Consider the following 16098-nt stretch of genomic DNA (forward strand, 5'->3'; position numbering starts at 1 on the left):
TTCCCGTAAGAGTTCAGTGAAGGTCCTGGATATCGGGCAAAGATGAGGGAGCACTCCCCCTGCCGCGGCCATCGGCGCCCGCCCTCTCACGGTAGCCGCCGGACCGCCCGCGCGCCGCGTTTCCTCCCGGCCGGGTGCACTCGGGCAGGGAATCGCCCCATGGGTATGGATACGGTGGGAACAGACGCCGTGGCGGACGACCTCCGTCGCCGTGCGGCACCGGCATCGGGGCCTCTTGCCCCGCTGTCACCCCGTAGGTCCTGGAAGGAAGATGTGAGCAGGGTGTTTGTGCAGGTCAGCACGGTCATCAGGAGTGCGGGGTAAGACGCATGCATATCGTGATCATGGGCTGTGGCCGGGTGGGCGCGGCGCTCGCCCAGACCCTGGAGCAGCAGGGACACACGGTCGCGGTCGTCGACCAGGACCCCACCGCCTTCCGCCGCCTCGGCGCGGGCTTCGGCGGCCGCCGGGTGACGGGCGTCGGATTCGACCAGGACACGCTCCGTGAGGCGGGCATCGAGGAGGCCGGGGCCTTCGCGGCGGTCAGCAGCGGCGACAACTCCAACATCATCGCTGCCCGGGTGGCCCGCGAGATGTTCGGCGTGGAGAACGTCGCGGCCCGGATCTACGACCCGCGCCGCGCCGAGGTCTACCAGCGCCTGGGCATCCCGACCGTGGCCACCGTGCGGTGGACCGCGGACCAGATGCTGCGGCGGCTGCTGCCGTCCGGCGCCGAGCCGCTGTGGCGGGATCCGAGCGGCGGGGTGCAGCTCGCCGAGGTGCACACCTCCCCCGCGTGGGTGGGGCACAAGGTCAGCAAGCTTCAGGAGGAGACCGGGGTGCGGGTCGCGTTCCTGACCCGGCTCGGCGAGGCGATGCTGCCCACCTCGCAGACGGTGCTCCAGGAAGGCGACCTGGTGCATGTGATGATGCGCACCGATGAGGTCGAGAAGGTCGAGGCGGCCTTCGACGAGGGACCTGAGGAGGGTGCTCGGTGAGCGGCGCACGCACGGCCGCCGGGCCGCACCTTACGGCGAAAGCCGCACTTCTGCGCCGTGCGGGCGGAGAAGCGAACGAGGAGACACGATGAGGGTTGCCATTGCCGGAGCGGGCGCCGTGGGGCGCTCCATCGCGGGCGAGCTGCTGGAGAACGGGCACGAGGTCCTCCTCATCGACAAGGCGCCGACCGCCATCTCGGTGGAGCGGGTGCCGCAGGCCGAATGGCTGCTGGCCGATGCGTGCGAGATCACCTCGCTGGACGAGGCGGCGCTGCAGCGCTGCAACGTGGTCATCGCGGCCACCGGGGACGACAAGGTCAACCTGGTCGTGTCCCTGCTGGCGAAGACCGAGTACGCGGTGCCGCGGGTGGTCGCCCGGGTCAACAACCCGAAGAACGAGTGGCTGTTCAACGAGGCGTGGGGCGTTGATGTCGCCGTCTCCACGCCACGGCTGATGTCGGCGCTGGTCGAGGAGGCGGTGAGCGTCGGCGATCTGGTGCGGCTGCTGCGTTTCAGCCACGGCGACGCGAACCTGGTGGAGCTGACGCTGCCGCCGGACGCGGCTCTGGTCGGCACCCGGGTCGGCGACGTGGAGTGGCCGGAGGACACCACGCTGGTCACGATCATCCGGGGCACCCGGGTGCTGACCCCGAACAAGGACGACGTCCTGGAGGCGGGCGACGAGCTGCTGTTCGTCGCGGCCCAGGCGCGCGAGGAGCAGCTGGAGGCGCTGCTGTCGGTCCAGCGCCAGGACGCGGCGGGCTAGGCCTCGTAAAAAGACCGCAGGAAGGCCGCAGGAAGGCCCCGGGTTCCCGTGTGGGAGCCCGGGGCCTTCCGCATGGTCGGTTCCGCGGGGTCAGTGCCGGGGCGGCTGCCGGTCGGCCGACTCGGTGCGGGCCTCGTTCACGATCCCGTCGGTCCACTCCGTCAGCAGCGGGTCGACGATCCGGTCGGCCCGCTCGGCCTCCCGCTTCGCGCGCTCGCGCTCCCGCTCCGCCTTCTCCTCGGCCTCCATCTCGGCGATGACGTCGATCGGCGGCGGGGCCTTGGCGAGGAAGATCCACGTCAGATAGACGCACAGCAGGAACGGCGGAATGCCGAGCGCCACCTTCACCCAGCCGAGCTGGGTGACGTCCCCCCACCAGTAGAGCGGGAAGAGGATCGCCGACTTGGCGAGCAGGATCAGCCCCCACGCCCAGGTGGACCGGGTGTAGGCGCGGAACCGGCCGGGGTTGCGGGTGCGCCAGGAGAGGTTCTCCTTGAGCATCGGCCCGAGCAGCACCCCGATCAGCGGATAGCGGAAGATCGCCGAGAGGACGTACGCGATCGCCAGGCCGAGCGTGTAGAGCATGCCCGGCAGGTAGAAGTTCTTGGCGTCGCCGGACATCATCGCGAAGATCGCGCCGAACGCGACCCCGAAGACCCCGCTGAAGGCGTGCTTCAGCGTCTCCTTGCGCGCCAGCCGGGTCAGCGCCAGCAGCACGGTCAGTCCGAGCGCGGCGATCGCGGCCAGGTGGATGTCGCGCTTGATGGTGTACAGCAGGACGAACACCAGCCCGGGGACGGTGGTGTCCACCATGCCCCGCACCCCGCCGAACGCCTCCAGGAGCGCGGTGTCCGCCGCCGCCCTGCTCTGCGCGTCGGCGGCGTCCTGGTGATCGGTCGGGGTCGTCTTGTCGTCAGACGTCACCGGCTACTCCTGTCCGAGCGGTCGGAGTTCGTACTTCGGATTGAACAGCACCCGGCGCCCGTGGCTCATGGAGATCCGGCCGGTGGCGATCAGCTTGCGGCCCGGTTCTATGCCGATGATGGAGCGGCGGCCCAGCCACACGACGTCGAGGGCGGCAGTGCCGTCGAACAGCTCTGCCTCCAGCGCGGGCACTCCGGCCCGCGGCCGCAGCGTGACCGTGCGCAGTGTACCCGTCACCTTGACGATCTGGCGGTCGCCACAGTCGCCGATCTTCGTGCAGCCCGCGTTCTCTGCGTCCTGCTGCAGCTCGGCGGAGTGCAGCTCCTCCTGGGAGCTGGACAGCCGGTCGATCATCCGCCGGAAGCGGCCGACCGGCTTGTCACGCTTCCCGGGGGGCTGGGGTACGGAACTCATACCGTCAGCGTACCGGTGAGCCCCCGCCTCACCGCTCGAAGCGGTACCCCATCCCGGGCTCGGTGATGAAGTGCCGCGGATGCGCGGGGTCGTTCTCCAGCTTGCGGCGCAACTGCGCCATGTAGACACGCAGGTAGTTGGTCTCGGTGCCGTACGACGGCCCCCAGACCTCCTGGAGCAGCTGCTTCTGGCTGACCAGGCGGCCCTCGTTGCGCACCAGCACCTCCAGCAGATGCCATTCGGTGGGCGTCAGCCGCACGTCGCGGCCGTCCCGGTGCGCCTTCTTGGCGGCCAGGTCGACGCTGAACCCCTCGGTCTCGACGATCACGGCCGCGTCCGACGGCCCGGACGGCTCGGCGCGCCGCACGGCGGCGCGCAGCCGGGCCAGCAGCTCGTCCATGCCGAAGGGCTTGGTGACGTAGTCATCCGCCCCGGCGTCCAGGGCCTCGACCTTCTCGTCGGAGGTCTGGCGGGCCGAGAGGACCAGGATCGGGACGCGGGTCCAGCCCCGCAGCCCCTTGATCACTTCCACTCCGTCCATATCGGGCAGGCCCAGGTCGAGCACGACCACGTCGGGGTGGCGGGCGGCGGCGAGCTTCAGGGCGGTCGCGCCGTCCCCGGCGGAGTCGACCTCGTACTTGCGCGCCTTCAGGTTGATCACGAGGGCGCGTACGATCTGCGGCTCGTCGTCCACCACGAGCACCCGGTTCATCTGACGGCCTGCCTTTCCGTTGTGCCGTGTGGGTCGTGTCCCGGGCGGCCGGGGGCGGCCCGCAGAGTCAGCACCATGGTCATCCCGCCCCCCGGGGTGTCCTCTGCGGCCAGCTGACCGCCCATCGCCTCCACGAAGCCGCGGGCGACGGCGAGTCCGAGGCCGACCCCGGAGCCGCGCGGGGCGTCCCCGTAGCGCTGGAAGGGTTCGAAGATACGGTCCTTCGCGGCGTCCGGCACACCGGGGCCCCGGTCGGCGACGCGCAGCTCGACCCGCTCGCCGAGGGCGCTGGCGGAGACCAGCACGGGCCGGTCCCGCGGGCTGTACTTCACCGCGTTCTCGACGATGTTGGCGACGCTGCGCTCCAGCAGCCCCGGGTCGACCGCGACCATCGGCAGATCCTCGGGGATCTCCAGAGTGACGCCGCTCTCGGGCACGCCGACGAGCGCCATCGGCACCACCTCGTCCAGGTCGATCTCCCGGATGAGGGGGGCGACGGTGCCGGTCTGCAGCCGGGACATGTCGAGCAGGTTGCCGACCAGGTGGTCGAGGCGGTCGGCGCCGTCCTCGATGCCCGCCAGCAGCTCGGCCTCGTCCTGCGCCGACCAGGCCACGTCGTCCGCGCGCAGGGACGACACGGCCGCCTTGATGGCCGCGAGCGGGGTGCGCAGATCGTGGCTGACGGCGGCGAGCAGGGCCGTGCGGATGCGATTGCCCTCGGCCAGCTCGCGGGCCCGCTCCGCCTCCCCCACCAGCCGCTGCCGGTCCAGCACGACGGCGGCCTGGGCGGCGAAGGCGGCCAGCACCCGGCGGTCCTCGGCGGGCAGCACCCGGCCGGACAGCGCGAGCGCCATATGGTCGCCGACCGGCATGTCCACGTCCGCGTCCTCGGGCCGCTCCGGCGGCGGTACGCCCGCGGTGCCGCCGACGCTGCCCGCGCACGTCCAGGGCGCGACATCGCCCTCCCGCTCCAGCAGGGCCACCGTGTCCATGCCGAACGTCTCGCGGACCCGCTCCAGCAGCGCCTCCAGGCTGGTCTCCCCGCGCAGCACGCTGCCCGCGAGGAAGGACAGCACCTCGGACTCGGCGCGCAACCGCGCGGCCTGGTGGGTACGGCGCGCGGCCAGGTCGACGACGGAGGCGACGCTGACCGCCACCGCCACGAAGATCAATATGGCGACGATGTTCTCGGGGTCGGCGATGGTCCAGGTGTGGGTGGGCGGGGTGAAGTAGTAGTTGAGCAGCAGCGATCCGACGGCCGCCGAGGCGAGGGCGGGCAGCATTCCGCCCAGCAGGGCCGCCAGCACGTTGAGGAAGAGGAACAGCAGCACCTCGTTGGCGAAGCCGGGGCCGGCGTCCGCGGTGAGCGTGGCGCCCGTGCCGGTGAGCCCCAGGGTGAGCAGGGCCGGCCCTGCGATCCCCACCAGCCAGCCCGCGATCAACCGGGCGCGGCCGAGCCGGGCCCCGCGCGCGACGGGCAGTCCGCGCCCCTTGGCGACCTCTTCGTGGGTGACGATGTGCACGTCGAGGTCGGGCCCGGAGTCACGGGCGACGGTCGCGCCCACCCCCGGCCCGAAGACGTACTGCCACGCCTTGCGGCGGCTGGAGCCGAGCACGATCTGGGTGGCGTTGACGCCGCGCGCGAACTCCAGCAGCGCGCCCGGGATGTCCTCCCCGATGACGTGGTGGAAGGTGCCGCCCAGGTCCTCGACCAGGGTGCGCTGGACCGCCAGCTCCTTCGGGGAGGCCGAGGTGAGGCCGTCGCTGCGGGCGATGTAGACGGCCAGGATCTCGCTGCCGGAGCCCTTGGCCGCCATCCGGGAGGCGCGCCGGATGAGCGTGCGCCCCTCGGGGCCGCCGGTGAGCCCGACGACGATGCGCTCGCGCGCCTGCCAGGTGGAGCGGATGCTGTGCTCGTCGCGGTACTGCTGGAGGTATTCGTCGACCCGGTCGGCGGTCCACAGCAGGGCCAGCTCGCGCAGCGCGGTGAGGTTCCCGGGCCGGAAGTAGTTGGACAGCGCGGCGTCGACCTTGTCGGGCGCGTAGATGTTGCCGTGCGCCATGCGGCGGCGCAGCGCCTGGGGCGACATGTCGACCAGCTCGATCTGGTCGGCGCGGCGCACCACCTCGTCGGGCACGGTCTCCCGCTGCCGTACGCCCGTTATCGACTCGACGACGTCCCCCAGCGACTCCAGGTGCTGGATGTTGACGGTGGAGACGACGTCGATCCCGGCCTTCAGCAGCTCCTCGACGTCCTGCCAGCGCTTGGCGTTGCGGGAGCCGGGGACGTTGGTGTGGGCCAGTTCGTCGACGAGCGCGACCTCGGGGCGGCGGGCGAGCACCGCGTCCACGTCCATCTCGGTGAACGTGCCGCCCCGGTACTCCAGCTCCCGGCGCGGCACCTCCTCCAGGCCGGCCATCATCACCTCGGTGCGGCGGCGCCCGTGGTGCTCCACGAAGCCGACCACGAGGTCCGTGCCCCGCTCGGCCCGCCGGTGCCCCTCGGACAGCATCGCGTAGGTCTTGCCGACGCCCGGCGCCGCGCCGAGGTAGATCCGTAGCTTGCCGCGTCCCATGCCCCTATTTTCCCCGTTCGCTCATTTTTCCAGCTGGTGGAGCGCGATGTTCAGCTCCAGCACGTTCACCCGCGGCTCGCCGAGGAAGCCGAGGGCGCGGCCCTCGGTGTGGGCCTGGACCAGCCGTGCGACCTCGGCGCGGGGCAGGCCGCCCGCCCGGGCCACGCGCGTGACCTGGAGCGCGGCGTACGCGGGCGAGATGTCCGGGTCGACGCCGGAGGCGGAGGCGGTGACCGCGTCCGGGGGTACGGCGCCGGGCGGGACCCCGTTGAAGGCGGCGATCTGGGCGCGGCGCTCCTTGATCTGCTGGAGCAGCACCGTGCTGTCGGCGGCGAGATTGGACCCGCCCGAGACGGTGATCTTGTACTGGGTGTTGACGGTGTTGGGGCCCGCCGCCGAGGGGCGGGGCTGGAAGTACTTCGGGTCCGGCAGCGGGTTGCCGGCCTTGTCCTTCCGGTCCAGGGTGTACGTCTGGCCGATGAGCGCGGAGCCCGCGGTCCTGCCGTCCGCCCGGACCTCGGAGCCGTTCGCCCGGTGCGGGAAGGCGGCTTGCGCGATCCCGGTGACGGCGAGCGGATAGAGCACCCCGCAGAGCACCGTCAGGGCGAGCAGGGCGCGCAGTGCGGCGCCCGCCAGCCGGGCGGTGGAGCGTGCTGTTCCGTTCAGGAGTGTCATGGCGTGAGGTCACCCGATGCCCGGTATGAGGGAGATGAGCAGGTCGATGAGTTTGATGCCGAGGAACGGGGCGATGAGCCCGCCCAGGCCGTAGAGGGCGAGGTTGCGGCGGAGCATCCGGTCGGCGCTCATGGGGCGGTAGCGCACGCCCCTGAGGGCGAGCGGCACCAGCGCGACGATGATCAGCGCGTTGAAGATGACGGCCGACAGGATCGCGGACTGGGCCGAGGCCAGATGCATGATGTTGAGCGCGTCCAGCCCCGTGTAGCCCGCCACGCCCGCGAACATCGCCGGGATGATCGCGAAGTACTTCGCCACGTCGTTGGCGATCGAGAAGGTGGTCAGCGCGCCGCGGGTGATCAGCAGCTGTTTGCCGATCTCCACGATCTCGATGAGCTTGGTCGGGTTGGAGTCCAGGTCGACCATGTTCCCGGCCTCCTTGGCGGCCGAGGTGCCGGTGTTCATGGCCACGCCGACGTCGGCCTGGGCGAGCGCCGGGGCGTCGTTCGTGCCGTCGCCGGTCATCGCCACCAGCTTGCCGCCCGCCTGCTCGCGCTTGATCAGCGCCATCTTGTCCTCGGGCGTGGCCTCCGCCAGGAAGTCGTCCACCCCCGCCTCCTCGGCGATGGCCCGGGCGGTCAGCGGGTTGTCGCCCGTGATCATCACGGTCTTGATGCCCATCCGGCGCAGCTCCTCGAACCGCTCCCGCATGCCCTCCTTGACGACGTCCTTGAGGTGGATCACGCCGAGGACGCGCGCGCCCCGGGCGTCCTCGACGGCCACCAGCAGCGGGGTGCCGCCCGCCGCCGAGATCGCGTCGGCTTTCTCCTGGGCGTCGTCCGTGACCCGTCCGCCGCGCTCGGCGACCCAGCCGGTGACCGCGGCGGCCGCGCCCTTGCGGACCCTGGTGCCGTCCATGTCGACGCCGGACATCCGGGTCTGGGCGGTGAAGGGGACGAATGCGGCGTGGCCCAGTTCGCCCTCGTGGCGGGCCCGCAGGCCGTACGCCTCCTTGGCGAGGACGACGATCGAGCGGCCCTCGGGCGTCTCGTCGGCGAGCGAGGACAGCTGGGCAGCGTCCGCCAGCTCCTCCTCGGTGGCCCCGCCGAGGGGGACGAACTCGGCGGCCTGCCGGTTGCCGAGCGTGATCGTGCCGGTCTTGTCCAGTAGCAGCGTGGAGACGTCGCCCGCCGCCTCGACCGCGCGGCCGGACATGGCGAGGACGTTGCGCTGCACCAGCCGGTCCATGCCCGCGATGCCGATGGCGGAGAGCAGGGCGCCGATGGTGGTGGGGATGAGGCAGACCAGCAGCGCGGTGAGCACGACCATCGTCTGCTCGGCGCCCGCGTGGATCGCGAACGGCTGGAGGGTGACGACGGCGAGCAGGAAGACGATGGTGAGCGAGGCGAGCAGGATGTTGAGCGCGATCTCGTTGGGGGTCTTCTGCCGGGCCGCGCCCTCGACCAGCTTGATCATCCGGTCGATGAAGGTCTCGCCGGGCTTCGTCGTGATCTTGATGACGATGCGGTCGGAGAGCACCTTGGTGCCGCCGGTGACCGCGGACCGGTCGCCGCCGGACTCACGGATGACCGGCGCCGACTCCCCGGTGATGGCCGACTCGTCGACGGACGCCACGCCCTCGACGACATCGCCGTCGCCCGGGATCACCTCGCCCGCTTCGCAGACCACGAGGTCGCCGACGCACAGCGCGGTGCCGGGTACCCGCTCCTCGCCGGCGTCCGCGAGCCGCCGGGCCTCGGTGTCGGTCTTGGCCTTGCGCAGAGTGTCGGCCTGGGCCTTGCCCCGGCCCTCGGCGACGGCCTCGGCGAGATTGGCGAAGAGCACGGTCAGCCAGAGCCAGACCGTGATCGCCCAGCCGAACCAGTCGCCCGGGTTCAGCGCGGCCAGCACGGTGGTGAGCACCGAGCCGATCTCCACGACGAACATCACCGGGGACTTCGCCATCACGCGCGGGTCGAGCTTCCGGAGGGCGTCCGGCAGCGAGGTGAGGAGCCGGTGGGGGTCGAAGAGGCCACCGGAGACCCGGCCGCCGCCCGCGTCGTGCTGGTGCGGGCGCTCGCCGCCGGGGGCGGGGCGTACGGGTGTGGTCGTGCTCATGAGAGTCCCTCCGCCATCGGGCCAAGGGCCAGGGCCGGGAAGTAGGTGAGACCGGTGATGATCAGGACGGCGCCGACCAGCAGCCCCGCGAAGAGCGGCTTCTCGGTGCGCAGGGTGCCCGCCGTCTCGGGGACGGGCTTCTGCTCGGCGAGCGAACCGGCCAGGGCCAGGATGAAGACCATCGGCAGGAAGCGGCCGAGCAGCATCGTCAGGCCGAGCGTGGTGTTGTACCAGTCGGTGTTGGCGTTCAGACCCGCGAAGGCGGAGCCGTTGTTGTTGGCGCCGGAGGTGAAGGCGTACAGCACCTCGGAGAAGCCGTGCGCCCCGCTGTGGCCCGCCGCGTTCCCCGCGGTGTTGAGGATCGAGTGCGGCGGGGTGGACAGCACCACGGACAGGGCGGTGAAGGAGAGCGCCAGCGCCGGGGTGACCAGGATGTAGCAGGCGGCGAGCTTGATCTCGCGGGAGCCGATCTTCTTGCCCAGGTACTCGGGCGTACGGCCGACCATGAGCCCCGCGATGAAGACCGCGATCACGGCCATGACGAGCATGCCGTACAGGCCGGAGCCCACCCCTCCGGGGGCGATCTCGCCGAGCATCATGCCCAGCAGCGCGATGCCGCCGCCGAAGCCGGTCAGGGAGGAGTGCATCGCGTCCACCGCGCCGGTGGAGGTGAGCGTCGTACTCGTCGCGAAGATCGAGGACGCGCCGACGCCGAACCGCTGCTCCTTGCCCTCCATCGCGCCGCCCGCGGCCTGGAGCGCCGGGCCACCGTGGTGGACCTCGCTCCACATCATCAGCGCCGTGAAACCGAGCCAGATCAGCCCCATGGCGGCGAGGATCGCGTACCCCTGCCGGACGTTCCCGACGAGCACGCCGAAGGTGCGGGTCAGCGCGAACGGGATGACCAGGATCAGGAAGATCTCGAAGAGGTTGGTGAAGGCGTTCGGATTCTCGAAGGGGTAGGCGGAGTTGGCGTTGAAGAAGCCGCCGCCGTTGGTGCCGATCTCCTTGATGGCCTCCTGCGAGGCGACCGCCCCGCCGTTCATCTGCCGGGTGCCGCCGGTGAGCTGCCCGACCTCGTGGATGCCCGCGAAGTTCTGGATCGCGCCGCACGCCACCAGTACGACCGCGGCGATCACCGCCATCGGGATCAGGACGCGGACGATCGTACGCACCAGATCGGCCCAGAAGTTGCCCAGCTCACCGGTGCGGGAGCGGGCGAAGCCCCGGACGAGCGCGATGGCCACCGCGATGCCGACGGCGGAGGACAGGAAGTTCTGCACAGCGAGCCCGGCCGTCTGCACCACATGGCCCATGGACTGCTCGCCCGCGTAGGACTGCCAGTTGGTGTTGGAGACGAAGGACGCGGCGGTGTTGAACGCCTGCGCCGGGCTGATCGAGGAGAAGCCGAGAGACAGCGGCAGGGCGCCCTGGAGGCGCTGCAGCAGGTACAGGAAGAGGACGCTGACGCCGGAGAAGGCGAGCACTCCGCGCAGATACGCGGGCCAGCGCATCCGGGTGTCCGGATCGGCGCCGACGCAGCGGTAGATCCACCGCTCGGCGCGCAGATGCTTCCCGGAGCGGTAGACGGCCGCCATGTAGTCGCCGAGCGGCCGGTACACCAGGGCGAGCGCCCCGATGAGCGCGGCGAGCTGGAGCACCGCGGCGAGTTCGGAACTCATGACGCCCTCAGAACCTCTCGGGGAAGAGGAGGGCGAGGACCAGATAGCCCAGCAGCGCGACGGCCACGACCAGTCCGACGCCGTTCTCGGCGGTCACAGCTTCGTCACCCCTTTGGCGACGAGGGCCACCAGCGCGAACACCGCGAGCGTGGCGACGACGAAGGCCAGATCGGCCATCGTGGGCTCCTAGAGGATCGGTGGAGAGCTGACCTCTAGAGCAAAACCCGTGTTCGAGGGGCGGGAGCCGCCGTTGACGGCTCCCTTACGGCGGCGAGCACCCTCTTGACGCCTCCCTGACGCCCAGGGGTGCCCGCACGACGCGACATAGCCGGTGGGCCGTACTCCGCAGAGAAAAGTACGGCCCACCGGTAGAACGCTCACATCAGCCGAGCCTTACGCCGGGGACTCAGCCGGATGCGAGCGAGCAGCCCGCCAGAGCGTCAAGACCGGAGGGGGCGGTCGAGCCCTGACGGGAGAATGAGATCTTGATGCGGTCGATCGTGGACTTCCGCTTGTCCGCCAGCGGGCCCAGGATCGCGTTCTGCACGAAGTTCGGGCCGCCCTGGCCCGCGGAGGTCGCGAGTCGCTTGTTGGCCTCGCCGAGCTGCGTGTCCAGAAGCGCGAGGTTGCGGTCCACCTCCGCCTGGGCGGCGGCGGGTACGTTGCCGACCTGACCGGCGACGTCCGGGCAGCTGATCGTCTGACCGGAACCGGCGCCCGCGTCCGCGCCGGTGTCCGCACCGGCGCCCGTGTCGGCGCCGGACTCCGCCGCGGGGTCGGCCGAGGCCGCGCCGCTCGCGGCGGCCGTCGGGCTCGCCCCGGCCCCCGCATCGGCGCCCGCGCCACCGGCGCCGCCGGACAGCGTGCACTCGGCGAGCGCGTCGAGGCCGGTCGGCTTCTCGGCCCGGCGCCCGATGGAGATCGCGATGCGGTCGAGGGTGGACTTCCGCTTGTCCGCCAGCGGACCGAGGATCGCGTTCTGCACGAAGTTCGGGCCGCCCTCGCCCTGGCTGGTGCTCAGCCGCTTGTTCGCCTCGGCGAGCTGGGTGTCCAGAAGAGCGAGGTTGCGGTCCACCTCCGCCTTGGCCTCCGCGGGAATCTCCGGCAGGGATCCCTCCACGGCGGGGCAGCTGATGGAGGAGGCGGCCTTGACCGACGCCTTCCCCGTGTCGCTGCTGTCGTCCTGACCCGCCATGGCGGCTCCCACCGCGACGGACGCACAGGTAATACCGCCGATCACACCGGCGACAACAATCCGCCGACGGTGAAGTAACGGAAGGCCTCGGGACATTGATCACTCACCTCGTTGAGGTCGGACAGGGGGGTGTCCCCGTCGCGCCCGCTCTCCCACTGCCGCGGGCGCGCCGGGGGTCTCTTGCCCATCAGTACGCCCCGGGCGGCAGGCGTGTTCAACGTGGTGCGAAAAAAATCGAAGGGGCCCGGGAAGACTCCCCGGGCCCCTTCGGACCTGGCCTCATGCGCTCGGCGCGGCCTCCGGTCAGCGCACCTCGGTGATCTCCGGACCGCGCTGGAGCTGGTCGGCGCCGCCCGCGAACCGCGAGCCCTGCGCCTCGTCCTGCTGCACCCCGTCGGGCACCATCTGCGCGTCGTTCGGCAGCTTGAGCACGATCGGGTCGCGCGGGGCCATCGGGCCCTCGCCGCGCACGACGACCGTGTCCTGGAAGATCGCCTCCAGCAGGCTGCCGGTCTCGGGCTGCACGGCGCCCTGCCCGGAGATCACTCCGCGCAGGAACCAGCGCGGCCCGTCGACGCCGATGAAGCGCACCACCTGGACGCCGTTCTTGCCGTCCGGCAGCTGCACCGGGACCTGGGCCCGCAGCTCCCAGCCGAGCGGGCCCTCGACCTCGTCCACCACACCGCCCTGCTGGGTGATGCCGGTGGCGATCTCGTCGCGCACCTCGCCCCAGATGCCCTCCTTCTTGGGCGCGGCGAACGCCTGCAGCTGCACGGCGCTGTCCCGCAGCACCACGGTCGCGGCCACGATCGCGTCCCCCGCGACCTCCACCCGCAGCTCCATGCCCTCGACCCCGGGCACGAACATGCCGCCGAGGTCCACCCGGCCCTCGCCGGGCTCCCGCACCTCGGACACGTCCCACGGGCCGTCGGGGCGCGGCGCGGGGGGCAGGCTCACCCTGGGAGCCTCCGCGTCGCCCTCGTCGTCGACGAGGCCCGCCGCGTCCTCTGCGTCCTCGGCCAACTCCTCGGAGGTCACGTCGAGCGACTCGACGTCCTCCTCGCTGCGCTTGCGGCGACGTCCGAACACGTCATCGTCCTTCCCGGTCGGAACCGACCGAAGCGTATCCATTCCCACCCGTTGTGCCGTCCACGGCGGCATGACCGCCGGTGGACCCGAAGCCCCCTTCGGCCCGCGCCGACCCGGGAAGCTCCGCCACCTCCTGGAAGCGCACCTTCTCGACCTGCTGGACGACCATCTGGGCGATCCGGTCGTAGCGCTCGAACCGCACGCTCTCGCGCGGGTCCAGGTTGACCACGATCACCTTGATCTCTCCACGGTACCCGGCATCGATGGTCCCCGGGGCATTCACCATGGCGACGCCGCAGCGGGCGGCGAGTCCGGACCTCGGATGCACGAAGGCGGCATACCCCTCCGGGAGCGCGATAGACACTCCGGTGGGCAGAACCGCGCGCTCCCCCGGGGCCAGCTCCGCCGCCTCGGTCGTGACGAGATCGGCACCGGCGTCCCCCGGGTGGGCATACCCCGGGATCGGCACCTGGGGGTCCACCCTGCGGATCAACACGTCCACCGGTACGGGAGTCACGGATTCACCTCGAATGCGCGCGCGACCTTCACCTGATCCGGGTCGGAGAGCGCCGCGTTGATCTCCTCCGGCCGGCCGTTCTTGATGAAGTGGTCGACCCGCACCTCTATGAAGAGGGCCTCCGCGCGCACCGCCACGGGCCCCTCGGGCCCGCCGATGCGACCCGTGGCCGCACAGTAGATCTTGCGGCCGTGCACGGCGGTCACCCGTGCCTCCAGGTGCAGCACGGTGCCGACGGGCACCGGCCGGACGAAGTCCGTCTCCAGCCGCCCGGTCACCGCGATCACGCGCTGCAGCCAGTTCAGTGCCCCCAGCGCCTCGTCCAGCGCGGCGGTCAGCACCCCGCCGTGGGCCAGGCCGGGCGCGCCCTGGTGGGCGGCGTCCACGGTGAACTCGGCGGTGAGGCCGACGCCCTCGCCGGCCCGCGCCCGCAGGCGCAGACCGCCGCTCTGCTCGCCGCAGCCGAAGCACTGCTCGTAATGCGCGCCGAGGGGCTCCCCGGGCGCGGGTGCGTCGGGGTGGCGCACGGGTGCCGTGGCGCCGTCCGGCGGCTTCAGCACTGTCGTTCTTCCACTCACAACGGCTGACCTTACCCGCGAGAGATGCCCCGGCAGGCGGCCATGCCAAGCTGATACGCATGCAGCCTTACGACGAACGTCTCACCGCGCCCCGTTCATGGTGGTTCATCGCGATTCTGATCGGGGTCGGCACGGCGTTGGCCCTGCTGCCGCTCGGCACGCTGCCGATGCTCGGCGGCCTGATCGGCGGGGCGGCGCTGGCCTGTGTCGTGGTGAGTTCGTACGGCTCGGCCCGGGTGCGGGTGGTGGCGGGCTCGCTGGTGGCGGGAGAGGCCAGGATCCCGGTGTCGGCCCTCGGGACCGCCGAGGTGCTGGACGCCGCCGAGGCGGCCGCCTGGCGGACGTACAAGGCCGATCCGCGGGCCTACATGCTGCTGCGGAGCTACATCCCGACCGCGCTGCGGGTCGAGGTCACCGATCCGCAGGATCCGACGCCGTACGTGTACGTCTCGACCCGGGACCCCGAGGGCCTGGCCGCGGCCCTGACGGCCGTACGCGCCTGAGCAGGCGCCCTGCCTAGGGAGTGTCCTGCGGGCCGGGCTGCGGGGGCCGCGGGGGCGGCAGCTCGCCGGGGGTGCCGGGCGGTCCGCCCGGGGCCTCCGGGGACGGGGGAAGGGCGTCCCAGGGCACCTGGCGGTCGCGCAGGTCCTTGCGGATCTTGCGCGCGAGTCTCTTGGTGTCGCGCCGGTTCATCGAGGCGCCGACGGCCGCGCCGACCATGAAGGGCGCGAGGACCGGCAGGTTCCGGAAGCTCCGTCTCAGCACCCGCTGGCGCAGTTCGCGCTTCATCTGGACGTTCAGTGCGGCGTTGACGCTGGCCGGGATGGTGGGGTCGATACCCCGCTCCTCGGACCACGCGCCGAGGTAGATGGCGGCCCGCTGCCGCACGGACCCGGGCGCCCGCAGTCCGTAGACCTCGTGCAGCTCGGCGATGAGCTTGAACTCTATGGACGCCACGCCGACGATCTCGGCGGCCAGCTCGGTGGGCATGGCGGGCGGGGTCGGCAGCATCGCCGCGGCACCGACGCCCGCGCCCACGGTGGAGGTGGCGTTCGCCGCACCGGCCACCAGCTTGTCCGCGATCTCCTCCGGGCCGAGCCCGGGGAACTGCTTGCGGAGGGCCGCGAGGTCGCGGACCGGAATGCGCGGCGCGTTCGCCGCGATCCGGTCGGCGACCGCGTACACCCCCGCCCTGGCACGGCCACCGCTCTGCCGGACACCGCGGCCGAGGGCGGCCGCGAGCGAGGCCGCCCGGCCTCGCTCGACATGCGTCGCCTCGTCCCCGTCGCCGGACTCCGCGTCCACGCCTGGCCTGCGGCTCAGGCCGCGCAGTCGCGGCAGATCGGCTGGCCGTTCTTGGTCTCGGCGGCCAGCTGGCTGCGGTGGTGCACGAGGAAGCAGCTCATGCACGTGAACTCGTCGGCCTGGCGGGGCAGCACCCGCACGGACAGCTCCTCGTTGGAGAGGTCCGCGCCGGGCAGCTCCAAGCCCTCGGCCTGCTCGAACTCATCGACGTCGACAGTGGACGCCGACTTGTCGTTCCGGCGGGCCTTGAGTTCCTCGATGCTGTCCTCGTTGACGTCATCGTCGGTCTTGCGTGGGGTGTCGTAATCCGTTGCCATGTCGCTCTCCCCCTCTGGGTGTCTGCGGTGTCTCAGCGCTCGTAACGCGTGAGAGGCCGGACTTGTGCCCGACCTGAGGCGGAGATTTTGCCTCACATCAAGGTCTGTTACTCAATCGACACCCAACCGCACCCCTGAAGAGGTGATCGGGTTGGATGGCCATCGGGACCGTACACGGTCCGAATGTCGCACTCTCATGCGCCATGACGTGTACTTCCCGTGATCACGGTGC

Annotated in this window: 17 protein-coding genes; 3 read left to right on the top strand and 14 right to left on the bottom strand. The window is 71.5% G+C overall.

Annotated features, from left to right (window positions below):
• Positions 1 to 329: 329 nt before the first annotated feature.
• Positions 330 to 998, top strand: a complete 669-nt coding sequence (locus tag ACFZCY_RS35725) for a TrkA family potassium uptake protein (RefSeq protein ID WP_055549736.1) — start codon at positions 330 to 332, stop codon at positions 996 to 998.
• 88 nt (positions 999 to 1086) lie between these two features.
• Positions 1087 to 1764: an NAD-binding protein gene (locus tag ACFZCY_RS35730; RefSeq protein ID WP_391183006.1), complete on the top strand. Its 678-nt coding sequence runs from the start codon at positions 1087 to 1089 to the stop codon at positions 1762 to 1764.
• Between the two features lie 90 nt (positions 1765 to 1854).
• On the opposite strand, the gene ACFZCY_RS35735 is transcribed toward ACFZCY_RS35730, so the two are convergent.
• The 12 genes from ACFZCY_RS35735 to ACFZCY_RS35790 all read right to left on the bottom strand — a co-directional run bounded on the left by ACFZCY_RS35735 (position 1855) and on the right by ACFZCY_RS35790 (position 14244).
• Entirely contained in the window at positions 1855 to 2688 is an 834-nt protein-coding gene (locus ACFZCY_RS35735) for a DUF3159 domain-containing protein (RefSeq protein WP_391183009.1), read from the bottom strand.
• A gap of 3 nt (positions 2689 to 2691) precedes the next feature.
• Entirely contained in the window at positions 2692 to 3102 is a 411-nt protein-coding gene (locus ACFZCY_RS35740) for an OB-fold nucleic acid binding domain-containing protein (protein ID WP_361484755.1), read from the bottom strand.
• Positions 3103 to 3130: 28 nt separating this feature from the next.
• On the bottom strand, positions 3131 to 3814 hold the full coding sequence (locus ACFZCY_RS35745) for a response regulator (protein ID WP_391183013.1): 684 nt from the start codon (positions 3812 to 3814) through the stop codon (positions 3131 to 3133).
• Complete coding sequence (locus tag ACFZCY_RS35750) at positions 3811 to 6390, bottom strand: ATP-binding protein (protein ID WP_391183016.1); 2580 nt, start codon at positions 6388 to 6390, stop codon at positions 3811 to 3813. Before ACFZCY_RS35750 ends, ACFZCY_RS35745 begins: the two co-directional genes overlap by 4 nt.
• 21 nt (positions 6391 to 6411) lie before the next feature.
• Entirely contained in the window at positions 6412 to 7065 is a 654-nt protein-coding gene (gene kdpC, locus ACFZCY_RS35755; protein WP_391183020.1) for a potassium-transporting ATPase subunit KdpC, read from the bottom strand.
• Between the two features lie 9 nt (positions 7066 to 7074).
• On the bottom strand, positions 7075 to 9183 hold the full coding sequence (kdpB, locus tag ACFZCY_RS35760) for a potassium-transporting ATPase subunit KdpB (protein ID WP_391183022.1): 2109 nt from the start codon (positions 9181 to 9183) through the stop codon (positions 7075 to 7077).
• Positions 9180 to 10865, bottom strand: a complete 1686-nt coding sequence (gene kdpA, locus ACFZCY_RS35765) for a potassium-transporting ATPase subunit KdpA (RefSeq protein ID WP_391183025.1) — start codon at positions 10863 to 10865, stop codon at positions 9180 to 9182. The genes kdpB and kdpA overlap by 4 nt, the downstream gene beginning before the upstream one ends.
• 7 nt (positions 10866 to 10872) lie before the next feature.
• Positions 10873 to 10962, bottom strand: a complete 90-nt coding sequence (kdpF, locus tag ACFZCY_RS35770; RefSeq protein ID WP_391183028.1) for a K(+)-transporting ATPase subunit F — start codon at positions 10960 to 10962, stop codon at positions 10873 to 10875.
• A 309-nt stretch (positions 10963 to 11271) separates the two neighbouring features.
• The gene (locus tag ACFZCY_RS35775) at positions 11272 to 12156 is read right to left on the bottom strand and encodes a hypothetical protein (RefSeq protein WP_391183030.1); all 885 of its coding nucleotides are present in this window, start codon (positions 12154 to 12156) and stop codon (positions 11272 to 11274) included.
• Positions 12157 to 12363: 207 nt separating this feature from the next.
• Positions 12364 to 13149: a DUF3710 domain-containing protein gene (locus tag ACFZCY_RS35780; RefSeq protein WP_391183033.1), complete on the bottom strand. Its 786-nt coding sequence runs from the start codon at positions 13147 to 13149 to the stop codon at positions 12364 to 12366.
• 1 nt (position 13150) lies between these two features.
• The gene (gene dut / locus ACFZCY_RS35785) at positions 13151 to 13666 is read right to left on the bottom strand and encodes a dUTP diphosphatase (protein WP_079038332.1); all 516 of its coding nucleotides are present in this window, start codon (positions 13664 to 13666) and stop codon (positions 13151 to 13153) included.
• Entirely contained in the window at positions 13663 to 14244 is a 582-nt protein-coding gene (locus tag ACFZCY_RS35790) for a PaaI family thioesterase (RefSeq protein WP_361484772.1), read from the bottom strand. Before ACFZCY_RS35790 ends, dut begins: the two co-directional genes overlap by 4 nt.
• A gap of 59 nt (positions 14245 to 14303) precedes the next feature.
• Here ACFZCY_RS35790 and ACFZCY_RS35795 point away from each other — a divergent pair, with 59 nt between their 5' ends.
• The gene (locus tag ACFZCY_RS35795; RefSeq protein ID WP_391183038.1) at positions 14304 to 14747 is read left to right on the top strand and encodes a DUF3093 family protein; all 444 of its coding nucleotides are present in this window, start codon (positions 14304 to 14306) and stop codon (positions 14745 to 14747) included.
• Between the two features lie 13 nt (positions 14748 to 14760).
• On the opposite strand, the gene ACFZCY_RS35800 is transcribed toward ACFZCY_RS35795, so the two are convergent.
• Both ACFZCY_RS35800 and ACFZCY_RS35805 read right to left on the bottom strand, forming a co-directional pair.
• The gene (locus ACFZCY_RS35800; protein ID WP_391183041.1) at positions 14761 to 15549 is read right to left on the bottom strand and encodes a hypothetical protein; all 789 of its coding nucleotides are present in this window, start codon (positions 15547 to 15549) and stop codon (positions 14761 to 14763) included.
• 14 nt (positions 15550 to 15563) lie between these two features.
• Positions 15564 to 15866: a DUF4193 domain-containing protein gene (locus tag ACFZCY_RS35805; protein ID WP_009714537.1), complete on the bottom strand. Its 303-nt coding sequence runs from the start codon at positions 15864 to 15866 to the stop codon at positions 15564 to 15566.
• Positions 15867 to 16098 lie beyond the last annotated feature (232 nt).

This window comes from Streptomyces sp. NPDC007983, assembly GCF_042958345.1.
Taxonomy (GTDB): domain Bacteria; phylum Actinomycetota; class Actinomycetes; order Streptomycetales; family Streptomycetaceae; genus Streptomyces.

Coding starts and splice junctions, on each gene's coding strand:
- ACFZCY_RS35725 (WP_055549736.1), top strand. CDS start 330: ATGCATATCGTGATCATGGGCTGTGGCCGGGTGGGCGCGGCGCTCGCC.
- ACFZCY_RS35730 (WP_391183006.1), top strand. CDS start 1,087: ATGAGGGTTGCCATTGCCGGAGCGGGCGCCGTGGGGCGCTCCATCGCG.
- ACFZCY_RS35740 (WP_361484755.1), bottom strand. CDS start 3,102: ATGAGTTCCGTACCCCAGCCCCCCGGGAAGCGTGACAAGCCGGTCGGC.
- ACFZCY_RS35745 (WP_391183013.1), bottom strand. CDS start 3,814: ATGAACCGGGTGCTCGTGGTGGACGACGAGCCGCAGATCGTACGCGCC.
- ACFZCY_RS35750 (WP_391183016.1), bottom strand. CDS start 6,390: ATGGGACGCGGCAAGCTACGGATCTACCTCGGCGCGGCGCCGGGCGTC.
- kdpC (WP_391183020.1), bottom strand. CDS start 7,065: ATGACACTCCTGAACGGAACAGCACGCTCCACCGCCCGGCTGGCGGGC.
- kdpB (WP_391183022.1), bottom strand. CDS start 9,183: ATGAGCACGACCACACCCGTACGCCCCGCCCCCGGCGGCGAGCGCCCG.
- kdpA (WP_391183025.1), bottom strand. CDS start 10,865: ATGAGTTCCGAACTCGCCGCGGTGCTCCAGCTCGCCGCGCTCATCGGG.
- ACFZCY_RS35775 (WP_391183030.1), bottom strand. CDS start 12,156: ATGTCCCGAGGCCTTCCGTTACTTCACCGTCGGCGGATTGTTGTCGCC.
- ACFZCY_RS35795 (WP_391183038.1), top strand. CDS start 14,304: ATGCAGCCTTACGACGAACGTCTCACCGCGCCCCGTTCATGGTGGTTC.
- ACFZCY_RS35805 (WP_009714537.1), bottom strand. CDS start 15,866: ATGGCAACGGATTACGACACCCCACGCAAGACCGACGATGACGTCAAC.